The 25,294-nt window shown below is 67.1% G+C and carries 26 protein-coding genes and 1 tRNA gene; 13 read left to right on the forward strand and 14 right to left on the reverse strand.

The window, feature by feature from the left end; genetic code table 11:
* The first annotated feature begins 251 nt into the window (after positions 1-251).
* Positions 252-1,478, forward strand: a complete 1,227-nt coding sequence (locus G6N59_RS19195; RefSeq protein WP_163911486.1) for an AAA family ATPase — start codon at positions 252-254, stop codon at positions 1,476-1,478.
* On the forward strand, positions 1,475-2,497 hold the full coding sequence (locus G6N59_RS19200) for a tetratricopeptide repeat protein (protein WP_138228429.1): 1,023 nt from the start codon (positions 1,475-1,477) through the stop codon (positions 2,495-2,497). The genes G6N59_RS19195 and G6N59_RS19200 overlap by 4 nt, the downstream gene beginning before the upstream one ends.
* Before the next feature lie 29 nt (positions 2,498-2,526).
* Here the strand turns inward: G6N59_RS19200 and G6N59_RS19205 are convergent, their stop codons facing one another.
* From G6N59_RS19205 to G6N59_RS19215, 3 genes are all read right to left on the reverse strand, one after another.
* Positions 2,527-2,931, reverse strand: coding sequence for an HNH endonuclease (locus G6N59_RS19205; RefSeq protein WP_138228430.1), 405 nt, complete (start codon positions 2,929-2,931; stop codon positions 2,527-2,529).
* A gap of 44 nt (positions 2,932-2,975) precedes the next feature.
* Positions 2,976-3,050, reverse strand: a tRNA-Thr gene (locus tag G6N59_RS19210).
* Between the two features lie 41 nt (positions 3,051-3,091).
* Positions 3,092-4,396, reverse strand: a complete 1,305-nt coding sequence (locus G6N59_RS19215) for a hypothetical protein (RefSeq protein WP_138228431.1) — start codon at positions 4,394-4,396, stop codon at positions 3,092-3,094.
* A gap of 134 nt (positions 4,397-4,530) precedes the next feature.
* On the opposite strand from G6N59_RS19215, the gene G6N59_RS19220 reads away from it, so the two are divergent.
* Positions 4,531-5,250 carry a response regulator transcription factor gene (locus tag G6N59_RS19220; protein WP_020098732.1) on the forward strand — a complete coding sequence of 240 codons (720 nt, stop codon included), beginning with the start codon at positions 4,531-4,533 and terminating at the stop codon, positions 5,248-5,250.
* A gap of 76 nt (positions 5,251-5,326) precedes the next feature.
* Positions 5,327-6,880 carry a sensor histidine kinase gene (locus G6N59_RS19225; protein ID WP_138228432.1) on the forward strand — a complete coding sequence of 518 codons (1,554 nt, stop codon included), beginning with the start codon at positions 5,327-5,329 and terminating at the stop codon, positions 6,878-6,880.
* Here the strand turns inward: G6N59_RS19225 and G6N59_RS19230 are convergent.
* The 9 genes from G6N59_RS19230 to G6N59_RS19270 form a co-directional block, all read right to left on the reverse strand.
* Positions 6,827-7,231: an HIT family protein gene (locus G6N59_RS19230; RefSeq protein ID WP_163911489.1), complete on the reverse strand. Its 405-nt coding sequence runs from the start codon at positions 7,229-7,231 to the stop codon at positions 6,827-6,829. The two genes, G6N59_RS19225 and G6N59_RS19230, sit on opposite strands and share 54 nt — an antisense overlap.
* Positions 7,232-7,321: 90 nt before the next feature.
* Positions 7,322-7,729: a nuclear transport factor 2 family protein gene (locus G6N59_RS19235; protein ID WP_138228434.1), complete on the reverse strand. Its 408-nt coding sequence runs from the start codon at positions 7,727-7,729 to the stop codon at positions 7,322-7,324.
* An 88-nt stretch (positions 7,730-7,817) separates the two neighbouring features.
* On the reverse strand, positions 7,818-8,948 hold the full coding sequence (locus G6N59_RS19240; protein ID WP_138228435.1) for an NDMA-dependent alcohol dehydrogenase: 1,131 nt from the start codon (positions 8,946-8,948) through the stop codon (positions 7,818-7,820).
* A 96-nt stretch (positions 8,949-9,044) separates the two neighbouring features.
* A complete protein-coding gene (locus tag G6N59_RS19245) occupies positions 9,045-9,620 on the reverse strand; it encodes a nuclear transport factor 2-like protein (protein WP_138228436.1) in 576 nt (191 codons plus the stop codon).
* Positions 9,621-9,637: 17 nt separating this feature from the next.
* Entirely contained in the window at positions 9,638-9,844 is a 207-nt protein-coding gene (locus G6N59_RS19250) for a ferredoxin Fdx (protein ID WP_138228437.1), read from the reverse strand.
* Complete coding sequence (locus tag G6N59_RS19255) at positions 9,844-11,196, reverse strand: lanosterol 14-alpha demethylase (protein ID WP_138228438.1); 1,353 nt, start codon at positions 11,194-11,196, stop codon at positions 9,844-9,846. Before G6N59_RS19255 ends, G6N59_RS19250 begins: the two co-directional genes overlap by 1 nt.
* The gene (locus G6N59_RS19260) at positions 11,193-12,020 is read right to left on the reverse strand and encodes an SDR family oxidoreductase (RefSeq protein ID WP_138228439.1); all 828 of its coding nucleotides are present in this window, start codon (positions 12,018-12,020) and stop codon (positions 11,193-11,195) included. The genes G6N59_RS19255 and G6N59_RS19260 overlap by 4 nt, the downstream gene beginning before the upstream one ends.
* Before the next feature lie 27 nt (positions 12,021-12,047).
* On the reverse strand, positions 12,048-13,286 hold the full coding sequence (locus tag G6N59_RS19265; RefSeq protein WP_138228440.1) for a cytochrome P450: 1,239 nt from the start codon (positions 13,284-13,286) through the stop codon (positions 12,048-12,050).
* Positions 13,283-13,888 carry a TetR family transcriptional regulator gene (locus G6N59_RS19270; protein ID WP_138228441.1) on the reverse strand — a complete coding sequence of 202 codons (606 nt, stop codon included), beginning with the start codon at positions 13,886-13,888 and terminating at the stop codon, positions 13,283-13,285. The genes G6N59_RS19265 and G6N59_RS19270 overlap by 4 nt, the downstream gene beginning before the upstream one ends.
* A 183-nt stretch (positions 13,889-14,071) precedes the next feature.
* On the opposite strand from G6N59_RS19270, the gene G6N59_RS19275 reads away from it, so the two are divergent.
* Genes G6N59_RS19275 through G6N59_RS19295 form a run of 5 tightly spaced genes read left to right on the forward strand, consistent with a single transcriptional unit; the run spans position 14,072 to position 18,885 of the window.
* Entirely contained in the window at positions 14,072-15,541 is a 1,470-nt protein-coding gene (locus G6N59_RS19275) for an aldehyde dehydrogenase (RefSeq protein ID WP_138228442.1), read from the forward strand.
* A gap of 51 nt (positions 15,542-15,592) precedes the next feature.
* Positions 15,593-16,345, forward strand: coding sequence for an SDR family oxidoreductase (locus G6N59_RS19280; RefSeq protein ID WP_138228443.1), 753 nt, complete (start codon positions 15,593-15,595; stop codon positions 16,343-16,345).
* Entirely contained in the window at positions 16,342-17,226 is an 885-nt protein-coding gene (locus G6N59_RS19285; protein WP_138228444.1) for an NAD(P)-dependent oxidoreductase, read from the forward strand. The genes G6N59_RS19280 and G6N59_RS19285 overlap by 4 nt, the downstream gene beginning before the upstream one ends.
* Positions 17,226-17,669, forward strand: coding sequence for a carboxymuconolactone decarboxylase family protein (locus G6N59_RS19290; RefSeq protein ID WP_138228445.1), 444 nt, complete (start codon positions 17,226-17,228; stop codon positions 17,667-17,669). Before G6N59_RS19285 ends, G6N59_RS19290 begins: the two co-directional genes overlap by 1 nt.
* Complete coding sequence (locus G6N59_RS19295; RefSeq protein ID WP_138228446.1) at positions 17,659-18,885, forward strand: hypothetical protein; 1,227 nt, start codon at positions 17,659-17,661, stop codon at positions 18,883-18,885. Before G6N59_RS19290 ends, G6N59_RS19295 begins: the two co-directional genes overlap by 11 nt.
* Positions 18,886-19,119: 234 nt before the next feature.
* Here the strand turns inward: G6N59_RS19295 and G6N59_RS19300 are convergent, their stop codons facing one another.
* Positions 19,120-19,611, reverse strand: coding sequence for an EspA/EspE family type VII secretion system effector (locus G6N59_RS19300; RefSeq protein WP_138228447.1), 492 nt, complete (start codon positions 19,609-19,611; stop codon positions 19,120-19,122).
* 73 nt (positions 19,612-19,684) lie between these two features.
* Here G6N59_RS19300 and purD point away from each other — a divergent pair, with 73 nt between their 5' ends.
* A complete protein-coding gene (gene purD, locus G6N59_RS19305) occupies positions 19,685-20,953 on the forward strand; it encodes a phosphoribosylamine--glycine ligase (RefSeq protein WP_138228448.1) in 1,269 nt (422 codons plus the stop codon).
* A gap of 48 nt (positions 20,954-21,001) precedes the next feature.
* Here purD and G6N59_RS19310 read toward each other — a convergent pair whose 3' ends face one another.
* A complete protein-coding gene (locus G6N59_RS19310; RefSeq protein WP_138228449.1) occupies positions 21,002-21,904 on the reverse strand; it encodes an alpha/beta hydrolase in 903 nt (300 codons plus the stop codon).
* A 99-nt stretch (positions 21,905-22,003) separates the two neighbouring features.
* Here G6N59_RS19310 and G6N59_RS19315 point away from each other — a divergent pair, with 99 nt between their 5' ends.
* Genes G6N59_RS19315 through G6N59_RS19325 form a run of 3 tightly spaced genes read left to right on the forward strand, consistent with a single transcriptional unit; the run spans position 22,004 to position 25,275 of the window.
* On the forward strand, positions 22,004-22,618 hold the full coding sequence (locus tag G6N59_RS19315; protein ID WP_163912077.1) for a TetR/AcrR family transcriptional regulator: 615 nt from the start codon (positions 22,004-22,006) through the stop codon (positions 22,616-22,618).
* A gap of 24 nt (positions 22,619-22,642) precedes the next feature.
* Complete coding sequence (gene purB, locus G6N59_RS19320) at positions 22,643-24,061, forward strand: adenylosuccinate lyase (protein WP_138228451.1); 1,419 nt, start codon at positions 22,643-22,645, stop codon at positions 24,059-24,061.
* Positions 24,058-25,275 carry a cytochrome P450 gene (locus tag G6N59_RS19325; RefSeq protein WP_163911496.1) on the forward strand — a complete coding sequence of 406 codons (1,218 nt, stop codon included), beginning with the start codon at positions 24,058-24,060 and terminating at the stop codon, positions 25,273-25,275. The genes purB and G6N59_RS19325 overlap by 4 nt, the downstream gene beginning before the upstream one ends.
* Positions 25,276-25,294 lie beyond the last annotated feature (19 nt).

A 25,294-nucleotide genomic window follows, 5' to 3' on the forward strand; every position in this document is an offset into this window, starting at 1 on the left:
GCCGGTGGTCGTGGCGTTGCTGGTCACGATCGCGCTCGCGATCGGCGGGCAGCATTGGTTTGCCAGTTCTGGCCGGTCAAATCCGTTGAGTGAGCCTGCGGCAGCGCTGGCGCGGCAATTCGCTTACGGTGCGACGGATCGCAATCCGGCCCCTCAGCGTGTCGTACCTGCCCAAGCGCCTCGGTGACCGAGCGTTTGACGGAACTGCCGACCTAGGATTGAGGTCAGCTTTGGGGGCGAGGGGGATGGAAATGACGGATGATCCGGTGATCGCGCAGTTGGTGCTGGCGGTCGAGCAGAGTCCGGACGCACTGGCCCTGCGCCTGCACCTGGCAGAGCTGCTGGCCGAGCGGGGGCGGCACGCCGAGGCATTGGCGCACTGTGGTGCGGTACTGGCGGCCGACCCGACCGACGCCAGGGCGCAGGGGTTGTTGCAGCAATGCACTGCGGCACTTGCCGCCCCGGTCTCGGTACCGGAACCTGAAGTCCCGCAATCGAAGTCATCGTTCGACTGGGATGCGGCCGAAGACCAGGTATCCGACATCGTCAAGCCTGCCTTTGTCGATGAACCCGCGCAGGCAGTAGGAGAGGACGATTTCGAGGCGGTTACGCGCAGTGGGGTGCGGCTCGCCGACGTCGGTGGCATGGAAGCCGTCAAGAAACAGCTGGAACTCTCGCTGCTCGGGCCACTTCGCAACCCCGAGCTGATGAAGGCCTACAAAATGTCGGCTCGCGGCGGTCTGCTGCTCTACGGGCCGCCAGGCTGTGGGAAGTCGTTCATCGCCAAGGCCGTATCGGGCGAGCTGGGCGCGAACTTCTATCAGGTCGGCATCGCAGATGTGTTGCACCGCTGGTTCGGTGAGAGCGAACGCAGCATCCGCTCGGTCTTCGACACCGCGCGGCGGAACGCGCCGTGCGTGCTGTTCTTCGATGAGGTCGATGCACTGGGCCACCGCCGATCCGCGTTGAGTGGTACGTCCGGCATCCGGACCATCGTCAATACCCTGCTGGAGGAACTGGATTCGGCCTCGGCCAGCAACGACGGCGTCTACATCCTGGGCGCCACCAACGCGCCATGGGATGTCGATGCGGCGCTGCGCCGACCGGGACGGTTCGACCGGATGGTTTTCGTCGGATTGCCTGACACCGAGGCCCGGGCCGGCATCGCGCGGCTACATCTGCAGGATCGCCCGATTGAGGGGATCGACCTGTCGGCGCTGGCGGCACGCACGGCGGGGTTCTCCGGCGCGGATCTGGCTCATGTCTGTGACACCGCAACGCAATTGGCGATGGCCGACTCGTTGCACACCGGGCAGGTACGGCCGGTGCGAATGTCCGACGTGGAGGCCGCGCTGCGTCAGGTTCGCCCGTCGACCGGTCCGTGGTTCGATACCGCCCGCAACGTCGTCGAATTCGGTAATCGGGACGGTACCTACGACGACCTGGCGAAGTATCTGCGCCGCAACAAGATTCGGTGACAGCCGACGCTGTCGACGCCGCGCTGCAACAGGCGCGGGTATACCTCGACGTCGACAACCACCAGCGTGCCCGCGAGGTGCTGGCCCACGCGCTGTCGATGGCGCCGGACGATCCGGCGTTGCTCATCTTCGATGCCCAGGCCGCCATCGGGCTCGAAGACTACATCGGCGCCGAGCGCCGGCTCTATGCGGCGTTGAAATCGGCCCCTGACAATGAGCACGCGATTCGCTTGTACGCCTTGGCACTTCGTGGACAGGGGCGGCTGCACGAGGCGAAGTGGATGGCCTGGCGAGCGGTCTGTGGCAACCCGAACGAGTACCGAACCCACTTGGTGTATGCCCAGATCCTGTCGGATGAAGGCTGGCTGGATGCCGCGCTGACCGAGGTCACCGAAGCGATCCGTCTGGAACCCTCGGATCCTGACCTGTTTGTCTTGCGCGGGAACATCTTTCGGAAGTTGTCCAGAACCGTCGAATCGGATGCCGAATACACCGCAGCGCTCCGGCTGCAACCCGATCATGCGATAGCGACGCACAACCTGGCGGTCAACCGGATGGCGCGGGGACGGCTGTTGGGTGCGTTGCGGGGCTTTCTCGGCGCCGGCACGCTCGACCCCGCCCTCGGCGGTCTGGCACGCCGCAACATCGCGCTCGCGGTGGCCCGGTGGCTGCGGTGGTGCACTGCCGGAGTGCTGTTCCTGCTGTGGCTGCTGCTCGTCACGGCAGCTCCGGGCAACACACTGGGTGTGGGACCGCGGGTCGGGATCGGTGTGGCGACTGTCGGCCTCGGAGCCGCGCTGGGAAAGCTGGTGGTCACCGTCGGGCGCCGGACCTTGGCTTCGGCCCTGAAAAGCCGGCCACTGCTGGCGGTGCGGCTGGTGATTGTCGTTGTCGCGGTGGTCCTGGGGACGCTCACGACCGTCAGCCCCCGGCAGCTGGAGGTCGTGCAAGTCGGCGCCCCGATGCTGCTCATCGTCAGCTTCGTGGTGCTCTGGGTCGGCCGCTTCACCCGACAGTAGGGAGCCGCGGGCCGCATCGTCATCCTGCGCTAGTACGACTGCCCATTGGCGTATCGCTCGCGACGGAAGTGGCGGCCGTTGCCGCGGTTGCGACTCTTGTACGTCGGCAGCTGTGAGTCACAGTTCGGACAGATCAGCCGCAGGTTCTCCCGACGGTTGTTCGTCGGGTTGCCGTCGATGTGATCCAGTACCAGCGTCAGCGGCAGGTCTTGCCAGGATGTGTCTCCGCCGCAGATCGCGCAGCAGCCGGATTGAGCGTCGGCGAGGTATTGCCGGACGTAATGATCCTGACGGGTGGCGAGGAACACCTCTCCGGTCTCGAGCCACCGTTTCGTCTTCGCGTCGCGGCGAGCCGATGCCTGGCATGCGTTACTGCAGTAGACCTTCTGACTGCGCTTCGAGAGTGGATTACCGCAAGCGAGACATGACCTCATGAGCGGACGTTACGACGGGCCACCGACAAGTGGGCACGGCGTGATGGAGCCCCCTGTCAGGATTGAACTGACGACCTTTCGCTTACAAGGCGAGTGCTCTACCACTGAGCTAAGGAGGCATGCGGTTCGAGAGGCTCGAACCGCCCCGAATCCTAACCCGTCAGGGTGCCTGGTTCGATCCCGGCTGGTCTTGGCCGTTCTCGTCGACAACCCGCTGCGTGGCCGCGGCCCGAGCCGCCGCCCGCCTGCCGCGCTGACGGCTCCCCGGAATCCGCCCGGCGATGTTGCTCAGCGGATTCACCGCGTCGTTGAGGACGAGCACTGCGTCGTACAGCTTGTCGACGGTCGGGGCGAGCCCAGCGAGCACGGGCGCCAGTTGGTTGAGGTTGTCGACGACGTCGTTCAACTTCATGAGGGCGCCGTCGGGTGCGGTGAGGACGTCGATGGCGCCGCCCTCGTCGAGCAGTCGTTCGGCGATACCGCCCTCGCTGAGCAGTCGGTCCACCAGGCCGCCGTCGGCGAGCATCTTGTCGACCGACCCGCCATCGCCGAGCAGGCGGTCGGCGATGCCGTCCGCGCGCAGCACCCGATCGACCACGCCGTTGTCGGCCAGCAGTCTGTCGGCGATGCCGCCTTCGCCGATCAACCGATCGGCGATGCCTTCCGGTCGAAGGACCCGGTCCACAATGCCGCCGTCAGCGAGCACCTGGTCGACGACACCGCCTTCGGCGAGCCCACGGTCGGCCACCCCGCCCGGTTCGAGCACCCGGTCAAGGATGCCGTCGGCGGACAGCAGGCGGTCGACGACACCGCCGTCGGCGAGGACGCGGTCGGCCGGTCCGCCCGGTTCGAGCAGTCGGTCGACGATGCCGCCCGAACTCAGCAGCCGGTCGACCACGCCACCGTCGGCGAGGACGCGGTCGGCAGGTCCGTCCTTGGCGATCAGGCGGGCGGCGATGCCGTCCTCGCTGAGTACCCGGTCCACGACACCGTCGGGGGCGAGCACCTGTTCGGCGAATCCGCCTGGGGCGAGGACTCGGGACAATGCGCCGTCGTCGGATGTCAATTGGTCCAGCAGCCCACCGTCGAGGGTCAGCTGGTCGATGACGCCGCCTGGTGCCAGTGCCCGTGTCACGGCGCCGCCCTCGGCGGTCAGGCGATCGAGGAGGCCTCCGTCCTGGCTGATCTGATCGACCAGGCCACCCGGGCGGAGCAACCGATCGAGCACGCCGCCCGGTGCCAGCGCCCGGCCCAGCGGCGCGTCGTCGTCGACCAGTCGGGTGAGGCGGCCGGCCCGGCTCAGCGTGTCGTCAAGGCCGAGCATGGACATGACGGGCGACCCTACGGTGGTGTCGCCGAGTGCATGCTGGACGCTCGACAGCGCGCCGCCGGCGATCTCGAGACCGGCGTTGGCGATCCGGAGCGGCGTGACGGCCAGGTCTGACAGGGCTTTACCCAGATCCATCGGCCAAGTGTATGGCGGCGATCACATCTGGCGGTGTGGAGGTGCGAGGGGCCTGGCAAACGCCTGTGTGACTCACAGTATCTTCACAGCTATTGGGCAGGGAGGATTTAAGGGCTGCGAGGACCATGGGCTTCATGGCCATGGCTGCAGTTCCTGAGGCAACGCCCGAAGCACGGATCCTCGTAGTCGACGACGAGACCAACATCGTCGAGCTACTTTCCGTCAGCCTGAAGTTCCAGGGATTCGAGGTGCACTCCGCCTCCAACGGTCCCGCCGCGCTCGACAAGGCGCGCGAGGTGAAGCCCGACGCGGTGATCCTCGACGTGATGATGCCCGGTATGGACGGCTTCGGCGTCCTGCGCCGGATGCGCGCCGACGGCATCGATGCGCCCGCGCTCTTCCTCACCGCCCGCGACAGCCTGCAGGACAAGGTCGCCGGCCTCACGCTCGGCGGTGACGACTACGTCACCAAGCCGTTCAGCCTCGAAGAGGTCGTGGCGCGGCTGCGGGTGATCCTGCGCCGCACGGGCCGTGGCGTCGAAGAACCGCGCAGCGCCCGCCTGACGTTCGCCGACATCGAACTCGACGAGGACACCCACGAGGTGTGGAAGGCGGGGGAGCCGGTCTCGCTGTCGCCCACCGAGTTCACTCTGCTGCGCTACTTCATCATCAACGCCGGCACCGTGCTGTCGAAGCCGAAGATCCTCGACCACGTGTGGCGCTACGACTTCGGCGGTGACGTCAATGTCGTCGAGTCGTACGTGTCGTACCTGCGCCGCAAGATCGACACCGGCGAGAAGCGTCTGCTGCACACCTTGCGCGGCGTCGGCTACGTCCTGCGCGAACCGCGGTGATGAGCGCTCGCGCAAAGAACAGACCGCTCTGAGCACTATCCGCCATTCCTGGCGAGACATCGCCAACAATGGAGTGATGACACGTCGGCTGGGCGAGCGAAGCGACGGGACAGGGCCTCAGGGCGAGCGAAGCGACGGGATAGGTCACGGTATCCGCGGCATTCCTCTGCGAGTGGGGCTGGTCGCCGCGACCGTGCTGCTGGCGGCCTGCGGTCTGCTGGCCTCCGGCGTCGCCGTCACGTCGATCATGCAGCACAGCCTGGTCAACCGCGTCGACGAGACGCTGCTGGACGCGTCCCGTAGCTGGGCGCAGGAGCCGCGGCGCATCCCGGCCCTGCCCATCGAAGGACCGAACCCGGCGCGGCCGCCGTCGAACTTCTACGTCCGCGGCATCGACCCCGACGGCCGGGTGTGGATCGCCGTCAACGACAACGACGCCCAGCCCGCACTGCCGGACAGCAATGACGTCGGCCCCGTACCGACAACGGTCGGCTCGACCCAGCACTCCGACGTCAAATGGCGCGCCATGACGGTGCGCGGCCCGGCCGGGGAACTGACGACGGTGGCGATCGACCTTTCCGACGTGGCATCGACGGTGCGCGCGCTGGCGTGGTCGCAGGTCGGTATCGGGGCCGCGGTCCTGCTGATCTTGGGTATCGCCGGCTATGTCGCTGTCCACCGCAGCCTGCGGCCCCTCGATGAGGTCGAGCGCACAGCCGCCGACATTGCCGCCGGCCAGCTCGACCTTCGTATTCCGGAGCGGGACTCACGCACCGAAGTGGGCCGGTTGTCGTTGGCGCTCAACGGAATGCTCGCGCAGATTCAGAATGCGGTCGCGTCGTCGGAACAGTCGGCGGAGACGGCGCGCACCTCCGAGGAACGGATGCGGCGGTTCATCACCGACGCGAGCCATGAGCTGCGGACCCCGCTGACCACCATTCGCGGATTCGCAGAGTTGTATCGACAGGGCGCCGCCAATGATGTCGAGATGCTGATGAGCCGGATCGAGAGCGAGGCTCGCCGCATGGGCCTGCTGGTCGAGGACCTGCTGCTGCTGGCCCGGCTGGACCAGCAGCGGCCGCTGGAGCAGCGTCCTGTCGACCTGCTGATCCTGGCCACCGACGCGGTGCATGACGCGCGATCAATCGCGCCGCGGCGGTCGGTGTCACTGGAATTGCTGGACGGTCCCGGCACCCCGGAAGTCATGGGTGATGAAGCCCGGCTGCGCCAGGTGCTGGGCAACCTGGTGATGAACGCGGTGCAGCACACCCCGGAGTCCGGTGGCATCACGGTGCGCGTCGGCACCGCGGGCAGCGACGCGGTGCTGGAGGTCTGCGATCAGGGTCCGGGCCTGTCGGCCGAGGACGCGCAGCGCATCTTCGAGCGCTTCTATCGCACGGACTCGTCCCGCACCCGGTCCAGCGGCGGCACGGGCCTCGGGCTGTCGATTGTCGACTCGCTGGTACGCGCGCACGGCGGCGTCGTCACGGTGACCACCGCGCCGGGGCAGGGCTGCCGGTTCACGGTGCGCCTGCCGCGCATCCGCGTCGCAGCGGACTCTGCCGAATCAGCCGGCTCAGCCGGCGGTGCCGAGGGCGGCGATGATCTTGGCCTGAGCCTCGTCGAGTGATTCCGGCGACGGGTTGCGGTCGACGTTGGCGAACCCGAAGTCGGACAGGTTGCGGGCCGGGAACACGTGCACGTGCAGGTGCGGCACCTCGAGCCCGGCGATGATCACGCCGGCCCGCTCGGCGTCGAAGGCCTTGCACACCGCGCGGCCGATCTTCTGCGACACCGACATGACCTTGCCCCACAGCTCGGGGTCCAGGTCCTGCCAGTTGTCCACCTCGGCTCGAGGCACGACGAGCGTGTGGCCCTGCGTCATGGGCTCGATGGTCAGGAACGCAACGACGTCGTCGTCCTCGTAGACGAATCGGCCCGGCAGGTCGCGGTTGATGATCATGGTGAACACGGACGGCATGGTGACGAGCATAGTGCCGTGACCCGTGGACGCGAATGGCCCGCTACCGCAAGTATTTTTGCGAAATGCGTGCCATGAGTGGCTATTCGGTTACTCGGCCGGCTGCTCGAATTTCATGGCCTCGAGGTTCCAGTAACCGCGCAGGTTGGTGATCAGCCCGGCATCGTTGACCTTGTAGGTGAACGGACCGCGGACGGTGGCCACGAAGCCGTTGGGGAATTCGGTGCGCAGCACCAGAATGTAGGCGATCTCGTTGGGCGAGCTGGACGGGAACGTCTCCTCGCAGGTGATCGTCAACTGATTGGGCCCGATATTGGTGTCGTAGAAGGCGGCCAGTGCCTCCTTGCCCTTCACGCCGGTGCCGTCCGGGTTGGTGACGGACTCGCCGATCGGGTCTTCGACGACGATGTCGTCGGCCATCAGGGCCAGCCAGCCCTCCCGGTCGTGGCTCTGGACGCAGCGCCACGACGACTGTGACGCGGTGACTACGGGGTTCATGTTTCTCCTTTGTGCCGAAACGGCATTCCAGCAGGTTTTTACTCGGACTTTTCCTGCTGGAATGCCGTTTCGGCGTGGTGCGTCTCGCTCAGCGGTCGGCGTCGGTGTACCGGATGACACCGCGGATGTTGCGGCCCTCCAGCATGTCCTTGTAGCCCTCGTTGATCTGCTCCAGCTTGTACTGCCGGGTGACCATGTCATCGAGGTTGAGGCGGCCGGCCTTGTACATCGCCAGCAGCGACGGGATGTCGTGGTGGGGGTTGCCGCCGCCAAAGATGGTGCCCTGCAGGCGCTTCTGCATCAGCGTGAGCATCGCCAGGTTCAGCTTGACGTCCAGGCTGGCCATGTTCGCGACCGCCGTCACGACGCACGTGCCGCCCTTGCTGGTGATGTTGAGGTAGTTGTCGATGTCCTCGCCGTGCAGCTCACCGACGGTGACGATGGTCTTCGTGGCCATGCGGCCTTCGGTGACCTCCGCGACGCCGGCCATGGCGCTGAAGATGTCCGGGTAGGCGTGCGTGGCGCCGAACTTCAGGGCATTGTCACGCTTGAACTCAACAGGATCCACGACGAAGACGTTGCGGGCGCCGGCGTTGAGCGCGCCCTGCAGCGCGCCGGTGCCGACACCGCCGACGCCGACGATGCAGACATCATCACCGGGGCGCACGTCGCCGCTGCGGACCGCCGAGCCGTAGCCCGTGGTGACGCCGCAACCGACCAGGCAGGCGACCTCGAACGGAATGGTCGGGTCGATTTTCACCACAGAACTCTTGTGCACCACCATGTACGGGCTGAATGTGCCCAGCAGTGTCATCGGGATGACCGGTGTGCCGTCGGCGGCGTGCACGCGGTTGGTGCCGTCGGAGACCGCGGTACCGGTCAACAGGTACATGCCCAGGTCGCACAGGTTGCGCATGCCGGCCTGGCACGACGGACACTCACCGCACGACGGGATGAACGAGAGCACGACGTGGTCGCCGACGGCGAGGTGGTCCACACCCGGGCCGACCTCGACCACGATGCCGGCGCCCTCATGGCCTCCGAGGACCGGGAAGCCGGCCATCGGGATGTCACCGGTCACCAGGTGGTGGTCGGAGTGGCACATGCCCGAGGCTTCCATCTGGATCTTGACCTCGTCCTTGACGGGGTCGCCGATCTCGATCTCCTCGATCGACCACGGCTGGTTGAACTCCCAGATGAGAGCACCTTTTGTCTTCATTGCGCGTGCCTTCCACTAGAACCTGTTCCAGTCAGACTAGAGGGAATAGTTACGTTCGTCACACCCCACCCCTCAACCAACTGCTTGGCCGGTTTCTCACCAGATCGGGACCGGGGCCTCGCCCAGCGGGTAGTAGCCCGGCAGCTGCTCGCCGGCCAGGCTGCGCTGGATGCGTTGCTGCATGCCCTTGGACAACTTGCCCGCGGTCATCAGGTCCAGATAGAGCTTCTGCACGTGGCCGAAGTCGAAGAAGTCGCGCTGCCAGGCGATCTTGGGTTCCCCGTCGACGTTCTCCAGCCGGAACCAGCTGCCGCCGATGCCGTAGACCTCGAAACATGCGGAATCGGTGGCTCCGGCTGAATTGTCGGCTCCGCCGACGATCTGCTTCCAAAAGCCGACGACCTCGCCCTGCTTGTCGTCGATCACGACCCGCTGGTACGGGTACTTCCAGCCCTCGAGGCCTTCCATCTCCAAACCCAGTGCGATGTCGCGGATTTCGGCCTTACCGAGGCACATCACGTCCTCCTTGGGGCCGATGTTCCAGCCGTACGTGGCGTCGTCGGTGTAGAAGTCGGCCATGGGCTTCCAGTCGCCGGCCGCCTCGGCATCACGGTTGACCTGCAGCCACCGCTCGACCCACTCTTCGAGTTGTTCGCGGGGGAATGACGTCATTGTCTTGTCCTTTGTCTTCAGCTGGTTTCGCGAATGAACAGGGCTTGGGTAGGGCACTCGGCAACGGCGCGCTCGATCTCGTCGCGCGCTTCGTCGGGCGGGGTTTCGTCGAGGATTTCGACGGTGCCGCGCTTGGGGACGTTGAAGTAGTCCGGCGCCTCCAGGGCACACATGGCGTGGCCCTGGCACAGGTCGCGGTCGACTTCAACGCGGTAACCAGCCATCAGGCGCGCTTCCGATAGCGCACGGTCGCGGGCCGGGCCAACTGCACGACCATCTTCGAGTGGTCGTTGCGGTAACTCCCCGGGGGCTGAGCCATCTCGAACTCGTACTCGCGCAACAGAACCGAGAAGATCGCCTTGATCTGCATCTGGGCGAACGCCGCACCCACGCAGCGGTGCTTGCCGGCGCCGAACGGAATCCAGGTCCACCGGTTGAGCAGGTCTTCCTGTCGCGGCTTCTCGTAGCGGTCGGGGTTGAAGGCGTCCGGGTCCGGGAAGTCGTCGGGAATGCGGTTCGAGATCGCCGGAGAGGTGGCCACCATCTGGCCCTTGTGGATGGGGTGCCCCTCGACCTCGAACTCGTCCTGCGCCACGCGCATCAGGATGATCAGCGGCGGGTGCAGGCGCAGCGTCTCCTTGAGCGCATTGTCCAGATTCGGAATCTGGCGCAGCGCATGGAAACTCACCTCCTGCCCGTCGGCGTACAGGTCGTCGAGCTCTTGCTGGACCTTGGTGTAGAAGTCGGGGTGGCGCAGCAGCTCGATGAGCGTCCAGCTCGACGTGCCCGAGCTGGTGTGGTGCCCGGCGAACATCAGCGAGATGAACATGCCGGTGACCTCGTTGGCGCTGAAGCGCGGATTGCCTTCTTCGTCCTTGATCGAGACCAGCACGTCGAGCAGATCCCGGTCGCTCTTGTCGGTGGGCGGGTTGGCGATTCGCCCATTCATGACTTCCTGCACCAACTCGACCAGGTTGGCCCGGGCCTCGTCGCGGATGCGGAAGCTCTCGATGGGCAGGTAGGGGTCGACGTAGCACAGCGGATCGGTGCCGCGCTCGAGCAGGTGGTAGTAGTTCGCGAACCGCGAGTCGAGCTGGTTGCGGAACTTGGGGCCGATCAGGCAGGCCGTCGAGGTGTAGATGGTGAGCTCGGAGAAGAACTCCAGCAGGTCGATTTCGCCAGAGTCGCCCCAGTTTTCGGTCATCCGCCGGACTTCGCGCTCGATGGTGGCGGCATGGCCCTTCATCTGTTCACCGCGGAGCGCGGTGTTGTGCAGCATCTCGGCGCGCCGCTCGGGGTCGGCATCGAACACCACGCCCTCACCGAAGATCGGGGTCATGAACGGATAGGCCTCGGCCTGGTTGAGTTCGCTGTCACTGGAACGAAAGAAGAACTCGTTGGCTTCGGCACCGGTCAGCAGCACCACCTGCTTGTCCGCGAGTTGGAACCAGCCGACATCGCCGCACTCGTCGCGGACGCGCTGCATCAGGCCGATGGGGTCGGTGCGGAATTCCTCCAGGTGACCGTGCTCCTCGGCGCCACCGGAAACTCGTTGTACGTCTTTGGTAATGGTCATCGACCAGGCATCCCTTCTTCGCCGAGCGCGAGCGATTGACGTTCCTTGGCTTCGGCCAGCGGCGCTTCGGGCTGAAGTTCCATGTTGGCGATGAATCCGCCGCGCGGGGTCTCGGCGACGAACGTGATGGCGCGCGCCAGGTCGGCCGCGCGCAGGAAGTAGCTGTGCCGGGCCTGGCCCCACTTGGCCCAATCCTCCAGGGCCGGACCGATTTTCTCGGCCGGCAGGCTCCATCCCATCGAGGTCATGGTCGGGCCGGGATGCACCACCGAGGCGCGCACGCCGGTGCCTTCCAGCTCCATCTGGAAGTTGGTCACCATCGCGACCAGGCCGGCCTTCGCGGCGCCGTACGCGCCCATGTGCGGGCGCTGGCGCAGCGCCACGTCGGACCCGACGAAGATCAGGTCGCCGCGTCGGCGCTCGACCATGCCGTCGAGGACGGCGCGGGCCATGCGGTTGGCGCCGACCAGGTGGATCTGCAGCTGCTGGGCGAAGTCGTCGGTGCTCATCTCGTGCAGCCGGCCGAAGTTCGTGTCGCCGGCGCCGGTGACCAGGACCTCGATGTCGCCGAGAGCCGCGGTTGCCTTGGCGACGAAGTTCTCGACCGACGCGGTGTCGGTGACGTCGAGCGGCAGCGCAATCGCTTCTCCGCCTTCGGCTTTGATCTGATCGACGAGTTCCTGACACTTCTCCACCCGGCGGGCCCCCAGCGCGACCGGGAAGCCGCGGGCGGCGAGTGCGGTCGCCGTCGCGGCGCCGATGCCGGACGAGGCGCCGGCCACAATGGCGGGCCTGCGGGCGGGATGTGGTTCAAAACGGGCCATTTGGCGTGCCTCAATCTGTGATGGGTTTCAGCGGTGGGACACCGCGATGGGAAGATGCGCGAATCCTCGTACTGAACTCGAATGCACGCGGACGCAGTTGTCCTCGTCCACCTCGTAGCCGTTGATGCGTTTGAACAATTCGGTCAGCGCCACCCGGGCTTCCATCCGGGCCAGGTGGGCACCGAGGCAGAAGTGGGCGCCGCTGCCGAAACTCACGAGCTTCGAACCGATGTCGCGGCCGATGCGGTACTCGTCGGGCTGGTCGAACACCCGCTCGTCGCGGTTGGCCGAACCGGCCAACAGCAGCAGCACCTCACCCGCCGGGACGGTGGTGCCGTGGAACTCGAGGTCTTCGACCACCGCGCGGGCCAGCAGCTGGCTGGACGTGTCGTAGCGCAGCGTCTCCTCGATCCACGGCGCGATCAGCTCATGGTCGTCGAAGACCGGCGCCAGCTGGTCGGGGTTCTTGTGTCCCCAATAAGCCGCATTGGCAAGCAGTTTCGTGGTGGTCTCGTTGCCGGCGATCACCATCAGGAACAGGAACGCCATGATCTCGTCGTCGGTGAGCTTGTCGCCGTCGATCTCGGCCTCCACCAGCGCCGAGGTGAGGTCGTCGCTCAGACTCTTGCGGCGCTGCTTGACCATGTCGGCGTAGTACATCAACAGCTCACCCGAGGCGGCGATGGCGGATGCCGGCACGTCGGCCGCCCCGTCATCACGGTGCATCACTCCGTCTGCCAGCGCGCGGATACGCACGCGGTCCACGTCGGGGACACCCATCAGCTCGCTGATGACGTCCATGGGCAGCTTGCCCGCGAAGGAGTCTACGAAATCAAATGTGCCGAAGTCATTGTCTTTCAACGCCTCATCGAGATGCTGGACGGCGATCTCGGTGACCCGCCCTTCCAGCTCGCGGATGCGCCGCGGCGTGAAGCCCTTGGAGACCAGGGTTCGCAGTCGCAGGTGCGCTGGATCGTCAAGGGCCAGAAAGGACATCACGCGGTGGGCTTCGTCGTTGCGCGAGATCGGGTCCAGTGAGACGCCGTGCTTGTTGGACAGAGCGGTGCTGTTCCGGAAGCCGCGCAGCACGTCCTCATGCCGGGACAGGGCCCAGAAGTTGAGCTTGTCGTTCCGGTAGATCGGCGCCTCGTCCCGCAGCCGCCGGTAGTACGGATACGGATCCTCGTGGAAGTCGTAGCTGTACGGATCGATCAATAGCTCGACTTCCCGGGGCGAGCGAAGCGACGGGGATGTGTTTGTCGTCATGCGTTGTCTCCCACGATTAATCCGACGACATAGGACAGCCGGTCGGCGATCTGGTGATAGGTGTAGACGCCGCTGCCTGCGTTGACGAGCGCGCCGAAGTACGTCATCTCCAGGGCCGACAGCAGGCGCGGATCGGCAGCGGGGCCGACGGCCGAGCGGATCCGGCGATGGATCTCACCGCCGATGCGGTCACGCACCTTGCGGACGGTTTCGTCGTCGCCCGACAGCAGGGCCGTCGTGCAGGCAGCTGCGACCCCGGGCTCGTCGGCCACGACCAGCGCGAGGCTGCGCAGTGCCTGTTCGACGCGGCTGGCCATCGACTGGTTGACGTCGGTGAAGTACGGCACCTGCCGAACCATGTCCAGGTACACCTCGGCGATGAGGTGGTTCTTGGACGAGAAGTAGGTGTAGGCGGTCGCCGGTGCGACCTTGGCGCGCGCGGCCACGGCGCGCACCGTCAGGTCGGCATAGGACGACTCCCGGAGCATCTCGCGGCCCGCGGCGAGAACCTTCTGGAAGGTCTCCTCCTGGCGGCGGTTACGCGGCTGGTCGTCCGCTTCTTGGCCGGTACGTGTGACTGCGGCCACTGCATCGCTGGACACATGTCCAAGTTAGCCGATGGCGCGCCATGGAAGCAAGGTGGTGGCTTGAAAAGCCAGTTAAATCGGCGTTTACTTCGATATCCGCGGTACTGATCTCGCGGGACCCTTGCTACTCGGCGGCGCGTGAGGTTATGGTTCGACTGAACGTTGTCGGACAGTTGTCCAGAATTCGCAGGAGTGCAGATGGCCTTGTTGGGTGATCGCGAAAGCCGCCTTCTCATCGACGGAAAATTGGTGCCGGGGTCACGCGGTACGTTCCCGACCGTCAATCCCGCGACCGAGGAAGTCCTCGGCGTGGCGGCCGACGCCACGGTGGGGGACATGGCCGACGCCATCGACGGCGCGCGGCGGGCCTTCGACGAGACCGACTGGTCCACCAATGTCGAACTGCGCGTGCGCTGCCTGCGCCAGTTGCAGCAGGCCATGCGCGACCACGCCGACGAGCTGCGCGAGCTGACCATCTCGGAGGTTGGCGCACCCCGGATGCTCACTGCCGGAGCGCATTTGGACGGGCCGATCGAAGACCTGACCTTCGCTGCCGACACCGCGGAGGGCTACCAGTGGACCACCGACCTGGGACACGCCACCCCGCAGGGGATTCCGACCAACCGGACCATTGCGCGCGAGGCCGTCGGTGTCGTCGGCGCGATCACGCCGTGGAACTTCCCGCACCAGATCAACCTGGCCAAGGTCGGGCCGGCGCTGGCGGCGGGCAACACCCTGATCCTCAAGCCCGCACCCGACACCCCGTGGGCTGCGGCGGTGCTGGGCCAACTGATCACCGAGCACACGGACTTCCCTGCGGGCGTCGTCAACATCGTCACGTCCCGTGACCACGGCGTCGGCGCCATGCTGTCGAAACACCCTGACGTGGACATGGTTTCGTTCACCGGCTCGACCGTCACCGGCCGTGCCGTGATGACCGACGCCGCGGCCACCATCAAAAAGGTGTTCCTGGAGCTCGGTGGGAAGTCGGCGTTCCTGGTGCTGGACGACGCCGACCTGGCCGGCGCCTGTGCGATGGCCGCGTTCACGGCATCGATGCACGCCGGCCAGGGCTGCGCGATCACCACCCGGCTGGTGGTGCCGCGGGCCCGCTACGACGAAGCGGTCGCGGCTGCGGCGGGGACGATGGGCGGCATCAAGCCCGGCGATCCGTCCAGCCCGCGGACCGTCTGTGGTCCCGTGATCTCGGCGCGCCAGCGCGACCGGGTGCAGAGCTACCTCGACCTCGCGATCGAGGAGGGTGGCACGTTCGCCTGCGGTGGCGGCCGCCCTGCGGACCGTGACACCGGCTTCTTCATCGAACCGACCGTCATTGCTGGACTGGATAATTCGGCGCGTGTCGCCCGCGAGGAGATCTTCGGGCCGGTGCTCACCGTCATCGCCCACGACGGCGACGACGACGCCGTCCGCATCGCCAACGACTCGCCGTACGGCCTGTCCGGCACGGTGTTCTCGGCCGACCCGCAGCGCGCGGCGGGCGTGGCAGCCCGGCTGCGCGTCGGCACCGTCAACGTCAACGGCGGCGTCTGGTACTCCGCCGACGCGCCGTTCGGCGGCTACAAGCAGTCCGGCAATGGCCGGGAGATGGGCGTCGCCGGGTTCGAGGAATACCTGGAGACCAAGTGCATCGCCACGCTGGCCACCTAGCTCCGGGCGCCCCAAAACCGTTGGCTCACAAGAATTAGACGAGAGGAAATCATGGGCAGGTTCGAGAACAAGGTCGGCATCGTGACCGGGGCAGGCGGCGGCATCGGTCAGGTCTACGCCGAGGCGCTGGCCGCCGAAGGCGCCGCCGTAGTCGTCGCCGACATCAATGTCGAGGGTGCGGAGAAGGTTGCCGCCGGCATCAAGGCCGACGGCGGCAAGGCCCTGGCCGTACGCGTCGACGTCTCCGACATCGATTCGGCCAATGACATGGCAGCGCAAGCCGTGGCCGAGTTCGGCGGCATCGACTACCTGGTGAACAACGCCGCGATCTTCGGCGGCATGAAGCTCGACGGCCTGCTGACCGTGGACTGGGACTACTACCGCAAGTTCATGAGCGTCAACCTCGACGGCGCGCTGGTGTGTACCCGTGCGGTTTTCCCGCATATGGAGAAGCGCGGTGGCGGGTCGATCGTCAACCAGTCCTCCACGGCGGCCTGGGTTTACGCCAACTTCTACGGTTTGGCGAAGGTCGGGGTCAACGGTCTGACGCAGCAGTTGTCCCGTGAGTTGGGGTGGCGCAACATCCGCATCAACGCGATCGCGCCGGGACCCATCGACACCGAGGCCAACCGCAGCACCACCCCGCAGGCCATCGTGAAGCAGATCGTCCAGACTCTGCCGCTGGCGCGGATGGGCACCCCGGAAGACCTCGTCGGTATGTGCCTGTTCCTGCTGTCCGACGAGGCCAGCTGGATCACCGGGCAGATCTTCAACGTCGACGGCGGACAGATCATCCGGTCATGAGCGACGATGAGCGCTTGCGCGAAGAGCAGACCGGCGCAGCACGACTCGGGTATATCGGTCTCGGCAATCAGGGTACGCCGATGGCCAAGCGCCTGGCCGAATGGCCCGGCGGGCTCATCGTTTTCGACATGCGTGCCGAGGCCATGGCGCCGTTCGCGGAACTGGGCGCCACCCTGGCCGACCGCGTCGCGGACGTCGCCAAGGCCGACGTGATCAGCGTGACCGTGCTCAACGACGAGCAGGTTCGCGACGTCGTCGCGCAGCTTGCCGAGCACGCCGAGCCCGGTACGGTGATCGCCATCCATTCCACGATCGAGCCGACGACGGCCGTCGAGCTGGCCGAACAGCTGCGGCCCAAGGGGATTCACCTCGTCGACGCACCGGTGAGCGGTGGCGCCGGGGCGGCGAGCAAGGGCGAACTGGCCGTCATGGTCGGGGCCGACGACGAGGCCTACGACAAGGTGAAGCCCGTCTTCAAGCAGTGGGCGTCGTTGGTGGTGCGCGCCGGCGAACCGGGTGCGGGCACCAAGATGAAGCTGGCCCGGAACATGCTGACCTTCATCGGGTTTGCCGCCGCGTGCGAGGCGCAGAAGCTGGCCGAGGCAGCGGGCATCGACCTGCAGAAGCTGGGCCGCGTCGTGCGGCACAGTGATGCGCAGTCCGGCGGCCCGGGCGCGATCATGGCGCGCGACGACACCAAACCGCTGGCCCCCGACCACTTCCTCTACCCCATGTTCGTCCACACCCGGGGCCTGGCGGAGAAGGACCTCACGCTGGCCCTCGGACTGGGTTCTGCTGTGGGAGTGGATCTTCCGCTTGCCGAGCTGGCATTGGCCAATCTCGCCGAGGGCCTCGGCGTACCGCATTCGAAGGAGTCGTGATGGACGAGTTGCGCGCCAAAGGCCTGGCGAAGATGAACGAGGTGTACGGCTGGGAGATGCCCAACATCGAGGGCGACCCGTACTTCGACCTCACCGTGGACCACTTGTTCGGCACCATCTGGAGCAAGCCCGGGTTGAGCATGCGGGAGAAGCGGCTGATGACGTTGACGTGCGTCACTGCCGTCGGCTCACAGGACCTCGCCGAGATTCAGGTCAACGCCGCGTTGCTCAACGAGGAGTTCACCGAGGCCGAGCTCAAGGACATCGGCATCTTCCTCACGCAGTACCTCGGCTTCCCACTCGGTTCAGCGTTCAACGGCACCGTGTCCAAGGTCGTCGCCAGGCGGCGCAAGGCAGCCGAGAAGGGCCTCGCCGAGGACCGCAAGGCGAACGTCAACGCCGCGGTCAAGATGAACACCGGGAGCGAGCTCGATGACAAGTAGATACGCATCGTTGTCGCGCGCGCAGCTCGCGGCGCTGGTGCCCGAGCTGCTGCTGATCGGGCAGCTCATCGACCGTTCGGGAATGGCCTGGTGCATCGTCGAATTCGGTCGTGAAGAGATGCTGCAGATCGCCATCGAGGAGTGGGCCGGGTCCAGTCCGCTCTACACCAAGCGGATGCAGAAGGCGCTGAAATACGAAGGCGTGGATATCATCACGATCTTCAAGGGCCTGCAGCTGGACATCGGCGCGCCACCGCAGTTCATGGATTTCCGGTACACCGTGCACGATCGCTGGCGCGGCGAGTTCCACCTCGACCACTGCGGCGCGCTCATGGACGTCGAGCCCATGGGCCCCGACTACGTGCGCGGCATGTGCCACGACATCGAGGATCCGACGTTCGACGCGACGGCGCTGGCCACCAACCGGCGCTGCCAGGTGCGGCCCATCCACCGGCCGCCGCGCGTGCCGGCGGACCGGACGCCGGCCTGCGCGTGGACCGTCATCATCGACGAGTCGTATCCCGAGGTCGGGTTCATCCCGCAGCTCGACATCATCGGCGCGACCAATGCGTACCGGTGCGAGCTCGATGACATCGACCCCGCGGACGAGGGGCAGGCCGACTACTCCGGCCCGCTGGTGAGTGACGTCGACTTCTCGGCCTTCTCGCACTCGGCGCTGGTGCGCATCGCCGATGAGGTGTGTCTCCAGATGCACCTACTGGTGCTGTCTTTCGCACTGGCGGTCCGGGCCCGCTGTAACGGCGACCTCCAGAAGGAACGGTCGATCCGCACCAAGGCGCTGATCGGCATCTCGGGCGTGGCAGCCGAGCGCATCCAGCGGGTGCTGGGGTTGCCGAACGATGCCGCCAGTGCCCTGCGGGTGCTGGAGCTGCATCCGCTCCTCAACCCGGCCGCGTATGTCTCCGTTGATGTTTCGGGCGAGGAGGCACACGTGCGGCCGTCGCCGGCGCACGAGGACGACGCCTGGATCGCGCTGGTGTCTCCTGAAGCCGACCTGCCGCTGCAGGCGATCGCCACGGCGGTCAACCCACTGCTGCGCGCAGAAGTCTCCGGCGACGCCCGCGACTGGACCGTACGGTTCATCGAAACCGACACCCCGGCAAAGGAACTCGGCGAGGTCTCGGTGTGCAAGGTGAGCAGCGGAGCGGCGTGGGTCTTCGAGGAGCGTAAGTCCCTGCCGTTGACGGTCGTCTAGCGCGAGCCGGTGAGATCGTCTCTCTTCCTGGGACACTTGTCGGCCGGAGCTGTCAGCATCGGCTGACGTTGTCAGCGCATGATGACAATGTCCCGATTTGTGACAGCTCTGGATCAAAGGCATTGGGGTACGGGGTGACTCCTGCGTTGACCTTGCGGTGACGTCTCGAAAGACCGCGAGTAGATGTGTGCGTGGATGCAGGGTCAGCGTCCGTGCGGGCACGGCCTGGGCCGCTCAGAAGTCGTCGAACTCGCCGTCGAGACTCTGGATCCGCCCGGCGACCCCCGACAGGTCGGTGTGAGAGCGCGCGATGATGTCGGCGACGTCGCCGCTGGCCTTGCCGATCGCCGCCCACAGCGCGTGGTCGGCGGCGGCGGTCGGGGTTTTCTTGGCTTCGTCGGCGAGGTCGGTCACCCAGTGCTTGAGCGCGTCCAGTTCGCGGCGCCCGCCGTTGACCACATCGGCGGACCGCTCGAGCTCGTCGCCCAAGCGCTTGTCGAGGTCGGCGAGCCGGCCGAGGGCCTGGGCGTGCCTGTCGTTGGCGTCGGCGTAGCGGTCGGCTGCGGCACCGCTCCAGTGCGATCCCGGACCTGCCGCCTTCACCTGGTCCTGCAACCCGCGCAACTGGGCACTCTTGTCGAACTCGGTGCGGTCATGTGGCACGCCTTCGCCGAAAGTGGCGCGCGCCCGTTCCCACATCAGCAAGAAGGCATCCAGCGGCTCCACCGGTGCAGACCTCCTCGCGTGCTTCGAGCCCGTCCAGTTTAAGCCGGGCCCGCCCGGAGATTAGGGTGTGGCTGTGCGCGTCCTCGTGATCGGCTCCGGTGCCCGTGAACATGCCCTGCTGCTCGCCCTGAGCCGCGACCCCCAGGTGGACTATCTGGCCGTCGCTCCCGGCAATGCCGGCACCTCCGCCGTCGCCGAGCAGTACGACGTCGACATCACCGCCGCCGACGAGGTCGTGGCGCTGGCCAAGAAGCTGGCCGCCGACCTCGTGGTGATCGGCCCCGAGGTGCCGCTGGTGCTCGGCGTGGCCGCCGCCCTGCGCGCGGCCGGCATCGCCTGCTTCGGACCGAGTAAGGACGCCGCCCGCATCGAAGGCTCGAAGGCGTTCGCCAAGGACGTGATGGCCGCCGCTGGGGTCCGCACTGCGACCAGCGAGATCGTCGACAACCCCGCGCACCTCGACGCCGCACTGAACCGCTTCGGACCGCCCGCCGGCCAGCAGGCGTGGGTCGTGAAGGACGACGGTCTGGCGGCCGGCAAGGGTGTCGTCGTCTCCGCCGACCGTGAGGCCGCTCGCGCGCACGCCGCCGAGCTGCTCGAGTCCGGCCACCCGGTGCTGCTCGAGTCGTTCCTCGACGGACCCGAGGTGTCGCTGTTCTGCGTCGTCGACGGCGAGACCGTGGTGCCGTTGCTGCCCGCCCAGGACTTCAAGCGCGTCGGCGACAACGACAGCGGACCCAACACCGGCGGTATGGGCGCCTACACGCCGCTGCCATGGCTGCCCGCTGCGGTGGTCGACCAGATCGTCGACGAGGTCGTCAAACCCGTTGCCGCCGAACTGGTTCGGCGCGGCAGTTCGTTCTCCGGGCTGCTGTACGCCGGCCTGGCCATCACCTCGAAGGGCCCGGCCGTCGTCGAGTTCAACTGCCGCTTCGGCGATCCCGAGACCCAGGCCGTGCTGGCGCTGCTGGCGTCCCCGCTGGGTGCGCTGCTGAACGCGGCCGCGACCGGCACGCTGGATTCGTTCGGTCCGCTGCAGTGGAAAGACGGGTCGGCGGTGACGGTCGTGGTGGCCGCCGAGAACTACCCGGGGCGCCCCCGCGTCGGCGACGTGATCACCGGATCGGAGACCGCCGGCGTGCTGCACGCGGGCACCACCCGCCGCGACGACGGCAGCGTCGTCTCCTCCGGCGGCCGCGTGCTGTCGGTGGTCGGCACCGGGGCCGACCTGGCCGCCGCGCGGGCCGAGGCCTACCGGATCATCGAGTCAATTCGGTTGCCGGGCAGCCACTTCCGGACCGACATCGGCCTCGCCGCGGCGGAAGGCCGCATCTCCCTCTAGCGATTTGTGCACGATTTTCCGCGGTGCGCGCGGATTATCGTGCACAAATCACTGGATGAGTAGCGGGGCCAGCCAGGAGATTTCGGCCGGCAGCTGCGAACTCCAGAACGACCCGTCGTGTCCGCCGGGGGAGAACCCACCGGCGGCGCCGTTCGGCAGCTGGGCGATGAACTGCTTGGTCGCCGAGTAGAACGGGTCGCTGTCGCCGCAGTCGACCCGGATCGGGATGCCGGCCAGCCCGGGCAGACCCCACACCGAATTGGCCGCGTAGTCGGCCGCGCCGTCGAACGCGCCCGGAGCCGTCGCACCTGACGACGTCCACAGCGCGGGGCTGACGGCGCAGATCGCCGCAGTCCGGGCCGCGCCCAGCCGGGCGCCGAGCAGCAGCGCGCCGTAGCCGCCCATCGACCAGCCCAGGAAGCCCACCCGCGAAGTGTCGAGGCCTTGACCGGCCAGCATCGGGATCAGTTCGTCGAGCACCATCGCGCCGGCGTCCTCGCCGGAATCCCGCTTGTGCCAGTAGCCGCCCCCGCCGTCGACGGCCACCACCGCGAACGGCGGCAATCCCGCCGCCACGGCCTGCGCGAGCCCCTGTTCGACACCACCGGCCATCACCGTCGCGGCGTCGCTGCCTTTGCCGTGCAGCGCGATCACGGGGCGAAGCGGTGTGGTCTGGCCCGGCGGCCGGGCGATGGCCCAGTTGGTCGAGATGCCGCCACGCGCCTGCGAGACGAACGAACCGGTCACGTAGGTGGAGGCGGGCTCCTGAGCCTGCGGGGCCAGTGGCGGTGGCACCATCGGTGCCCCGACGCTCGTCATGGTCACCGGGGTTGCGGTGACGGTCGGGCGGTTGAAGATCGACCCCAACGCGAACGCGCCGGCGGCCCCGGTGGCGGCGCCCGCTCCGAGACGGAGGACGGCGCGTCGGCTCAGCTTTGCCATGGCCGCCATCATGCCATCGGCCGGCGGCCCTGATTCCTGAGTAATGCCTAATGGATTACGTGAAATCGTGATCGCCGCGTGACCATTCCTGGCAGCATTTACCGAGTGATGACAGCGGTGACCCCGAAGGGGGAACGGCGACGGTATGCGCTGGTCAGCGCCGCCGCCGAGCTGCTGTGTGAGGGCGGCTTCGACGCCGTCCGGCACCGCGCCGTGGCGCAGCGAGCCGGGCTGCCGTTGGCCTCCACCACCTACTACTTCTCGTCGCTCGACGACCTCATCGAGAAGGCGGTCGCGCACGTCGGAGAATTCGAATCTCAGCAGCTGCGAATGCGGGTCTCGGCGCTGTCACGGCGCCGCCGCGGGGCGGACGCGACGGCGGACCTGCTGGTCGATCTGCTGGTCGGCGACGGCAACCGGGCATCCGACCAGTTGATTTCCCGCTACGAGCGGTACATCGCCTGTGCCCGCCAGCCCGGGCTGCGCGACGTGCAGCGCCGCATCCTCAAGCAGCGGTCCGACGCCGTCGTCGAGGTGGTGGAGCGGTCCGGGCGCTCGGTGCGGGCCGAACTGCTCACGGCCCTGGTCTGCGCGGTGGACGGGGCAGTGGTGGCCTCGATAGTGAGCGATGGTGACGGCCCTCGGGCGACGGCCCGGGCCACCCTCGTGGACGTCATCGACGTCTTGGCCCCCTTCGACCAAGAACGCCGGGTCGCCCTATAAGCGGGCTTAGTAGGCTGTAGCTCCGTGAGCATCCCCAACGTGCTGGCCAATCGATACGCCAGCGACGAGATGGTGGCCATCTGGTCGCCGGAGAACAAGATCGTCGCCGAACGCCGGCTGTGGCTGGCCGTGCTGCGCGCGCAGTCCGAGCTGGGCGTGTCGGTGCCCGATGGGGTGCTGGCGGACTACGAGCGCGTACTGGAGCAGGTGGACCTGGCGTCCATCGCCGCGCGCGAGCGCGTGACCCGGCACGACGTCAAGGCGCGCATCGAGGAGTTCAACGCGCTCGCCGGCCATGAGCACGTCCACAAGGGCATGACGAGCCGCGACCTCACCGAGAACGTCGAGCAGCTGCAGATCCGGCAGTCGCTGGAACTGGTGTTCTCGCACGGGGTCGCGGTGGTGGCGCGGCTGGCCGAGCGTGCCGCGCTGTACCGCGACCTGGTGATGGCCGGCCGCTCGCACAACGTGGCGGCCCAGGCCACCACACTGGGCAAGCGGTTCGCCTCGGCCGCCGAGGAGACGCTGATCGCGCTGACCCGGCTGCGCGAGCTGATCGACCGCTACCCGCTGCGCGGCATCAAGGGCCCGATGGGGACGGCGCAGGACATGCTGGACCTGTTCGGTGGCGACGCCTCGCGGCTGGGCAAGTTGGAAAGCCGAATCGCCGAGTTTCTTGGATTCACCGAGGTTTTCACCTCCGTCGGCCAGGTGTACCCCCGGTCGCTGGACCACGACGTGCTGTCCGCGCTGGTGCAGCTGGGTGCCGGACCGTCGTCGTTCGCGCACACCATCCGGCTGATGGCCGGCCACGAACTGGCCACCGAGGGCTTCGCGCCGGGGCAGGTCGGCTCGTCGGCCATGCCGCACAAGATGAACACCCGGTCGTGTGAACGCGTCAACGGCCTGCAGGTCGTCCTGCGCGGCTACGGCTCCATGGCCGCGGAACTCGCTGGGGCGCAATGGAATGAGGGCGATGTGTTCTGTTCGGTGGTGCGCCGTGTCGCGCTGCCGGACGCGTTCTTCGCGATCGACGGCCAGACCGAGACGTTCCTGACGGTGCTCGACGAGTTCGGCGCCTACCCGGCAGTTATCCAGCGGGAGCTGGACCGCTACCTGCCGTTCCTGGCGACCACGCGCATCCTGATGGCCGCGGTGCGCGCCGGCGTCGGCCGCGAGACCGCGCACGAGGTCATCAAGGAGCACGCTGTCGCCGTGGCGCTGGCGATGCGCGAAAAGGGTTTGGAGCCAGACCTTCTGGACCGGTTGGCCGCTGATCCGCGGCTGCCGCTGGACCGTGTCGAGCTCGACGCGGCGCTGGCCGACAAGCAGGCGTTCAGCGGTGCGGCCGGCGATCAGGTCGACGGTGTGGTGGCTGCGGTGGACCGGTTGGTCGGGCAGTACCCGGAGGCGGCGAAGTACACCTCGGGCGCCATCCTGTGACGTTGGCGGCGAGCTTGTCCGGGGTCGACCTGACCGACCTCGACAACTTCGCGTCCGGCTTCCCGCACGAGCTGTTCGCGCGGCACCGCGCGGAAGCTCCGGTGTACTGGCATGAGCCGACGGAGAACACCCCGGACGGCGAGGGCTTCTGGTCGGTTGCCACGTACGCGGAAACCCTTGCGGTGCTCCGTGATCCGGTGACGTACTCGTCGGTGACGGGCGGTTCGCGGCCGTTCGGCGGGACCCTGATCCAGGACCTGTCCATCGCCGGCCAGGTGCTGAATATGATGGACGACCCGCGGCACGCGGAGATCCGGCGGCTGGTGTCGTCGGGGCTGACACCGCGGATGATCGCGCGGGTCGAGGACGACCTGCGGGTGCGCAGCCAGGCGCTGCTGGACGGGATCGTACCGTCGCAGCCCCTGGATTTCCTGGTCCAGGTGGCTGCCGAGCTGCCGATGCAGATGATCTGCATCCTGATGGGTATCCCTGAGTCGCAACGACATTGGCTGTTCGAGGCCATCGAACCGAGCTTCGATTTCGGCGGGTCGCGCAAGGCCGCCATCACCCGGTTGTCCGTGGCGGAAGCCGGCTCCCGGATGTACAACTTCGGCATGGAGCTGATCGCCGCCAAGCGGGCCGAGCCCGCCGACGACATGCTTTCGGTGGTGGCCAACGCACCTGATGTGTCGGACATCGAGGTGTATCTGTTCTTCAACCTGCTGTTCAGTGCCGGCGCGGAAACGACCCGCAATTCGGTCGCCGGCGGGCTGTTGGCGTTGTGCGAGAACCCATCTCAGCTGGCATTGCTGCGCTCGGACCCGTCGTTGCTGCCCTCGGCGATCGAGGAGATGGTGCGGTGGACGTCGCCGTCGCCGTCGAAGCGGCGCACCGCCACGCGCACCGTCGAGTTGGGTGGGTGCACCATCGAGGCGGGGCAGAAGGTGGTCGTCTGGGAAGGCTCGGCCAACCGCGACGAGCGGGTGTTCACCGATCCCATGACCTTCGACGTGGCCCGGAAACCCAATCCGCACTTGGGTTTCGGGCAGGGGCTGCACTACTGTCTGGGCGCCAACCTGGCCCGACTGGAGCTGCGGGTGCTGTTCGAGGAACTGTTGACCCGGTTCCCGGACATCCGGATTGTCGAGCCACCGGAATGGACGCGGAGCAACCGCCACACCGGGCTTCGGCACCTGATGGTCGCCTTCTCGTGATTTGTGCGCGAAAAGGGTC

The sequence above is a fragment of the Mycolicibacterium aubagnense genome (assembly GCF_010730955.1).
Taxonomy (GTDB): Bacteria; Actinomycetota; Actinomycetes; order Mycobacteriales; family Mycobacteriaceae; genus Mycobacterium; species Mycobacterium aubagnense.

Excerpts from the sequence above, each read along its gene's own strand:
- G6N59_RS19240 (WP_138228435.1), bottom strand. The coding sequence starts at position 8,948 with ATGAAGACAAAAGGTGCTCTCATCTGGGAGTTCAACCAGCCGTGGTCG.
- G6N59_RS19220 (WP_020098732.1), top strand. The coding sequence starts at position 4,531 with ATGGCCATGGCTGCAGTTCCTGAGGCAACGCCCGAAGCACGGATCCTC.
- G6N59_RS19250 (WP_138228437.1), bottom strand. The coding sequence starts at position 9,844 with ATGGCTGGTTACCGCGTTGAAGTCGACCGCGACCTGTGCCAGGGCCAC.
- G6N59_RS19215 (WP_138228431.1), bottom strand. The coding sequence starts at position 4,396 with ATGGATCTGGGTAAAGCCCTGTCAGACCTGGCCGTCACGCCGCTCCGG.
- G6N59_RS19290 (WP_138228445.1), top strand. The coding sequence starts at position 17,226 with ATGGACGAGTTGCGCGCCAAAGGCCTGGCGAAGATGAACGAGGTGTAC.
- G6N59_RS19295 (WP_138228446.1), top strand. The coding sequence starts at position 17,659 with ATGACAAGTAGATACGCATCGTTGTCGCGCGCGCAGCTCGCGGCGCTG.
- G6N59_RS19235 (WP_138228434.1), bottom strand. The coding sequence starts at position 7,729 with ATGAACCCCGTAGTCACCGCGTCACAGTCGTCGTGGCGCTGCGTCCAG.
- G6N59_RS19255 (WP_138228438.1), bottom strand. The coding sequence starts at position 11,196 with ATGACCATTACCAAAGACGTACAACGAGTTTCCGGTGGCGCCGAGGAG.
- G6N59_RS19285 (WP_138228444.1), top strand. The coding sequence starts at position 16,342 with ATGAGCGACGATGAGCGCTTGCGCGAAGAGCAGACCGGCGCAGCACGA.
- G6N59_RS19265 (WP_138228440.1), bottom strand. The coding sequence starts at position 13,286 with ATGACGACAAACACATCCCCGTCGCTTCGCTCGCCCCGGGAAGTCGAG.
- G6N59_RS19280 (WP_138228443.1), top strand. The coding sequence starts at position 15,593 with ATGGGCAGGTTCGAGAACAAGGTCGGCATCGTGACCGGGGCAGGCGGC.
- G6N59_RS19205 (WP_138228430.1), bottom strand. The coding sequence starts at position 2,931 with ATGAGGTCATGTCTCGCTTGCGGTAATCCACTCTCGAAGCGCAGTCAG.
- G6N59_RS19275 (WP_138228442.1), top strand. The coding sequence starts at position 14,072 with ATGGCCTTGTTGGGTGATCGCGAAAGCCGCCTTCTCATCGACGGAAAA.
- G6N59_RS19310 (WP_138228449.1), bottom strand. The coding sequence starts at position 21,904 with ATGGCGGCCATGGCAAAGCTGAGCCGACGCGCCGTCCTCCGTCTCGGA.
- G6N59_RS19230 (WP_163911489.1), bottom strand. The coding sequence starts at position 7,231 with ATGCCGTCCGTGTTCACCATGATCATCAACCGCGACCTGCCGGGCCGA.
- G6N59_RS19225 (WP_138228432.1), top strand. The coding sequence starts at position 5,327 with ATGACACGTCGGCTGGGCGAGCGAAGCGACGGGACAGGGCCTCAGGGC.
- G6N59_RS19315 (WP_163912077.1), top strand. The coding sequence starts at position 22,004 with ATGACAGCGGTGACCCCGAAGGGGGAACGGCGACGGTATGCGCTGGTC.
- G6N59_RS19245 (WP_138228436.1), bottom strand. The coding sequence starts at position 9,620 with ATGACGTCATTCCCCCGCGAACAACTCGAAGAGTGGGTCGAGCGGTGG.
- G6N59_RS19260 (WP_138228439.1), bottom strand. The coding sequence starts at position 12,020 with ATGGCCCGTTTTGAACCACATCCCGCCCGCAGGCCCGCCATTGTGGCC.
- G6N59_RS19195 (WP_163911486.1), top strand. The coding sequence starts at position 252 with ATGACGGATGATCCGGTGATCGCGCAGTTGGTGCTGGCGGTCGAGCAG.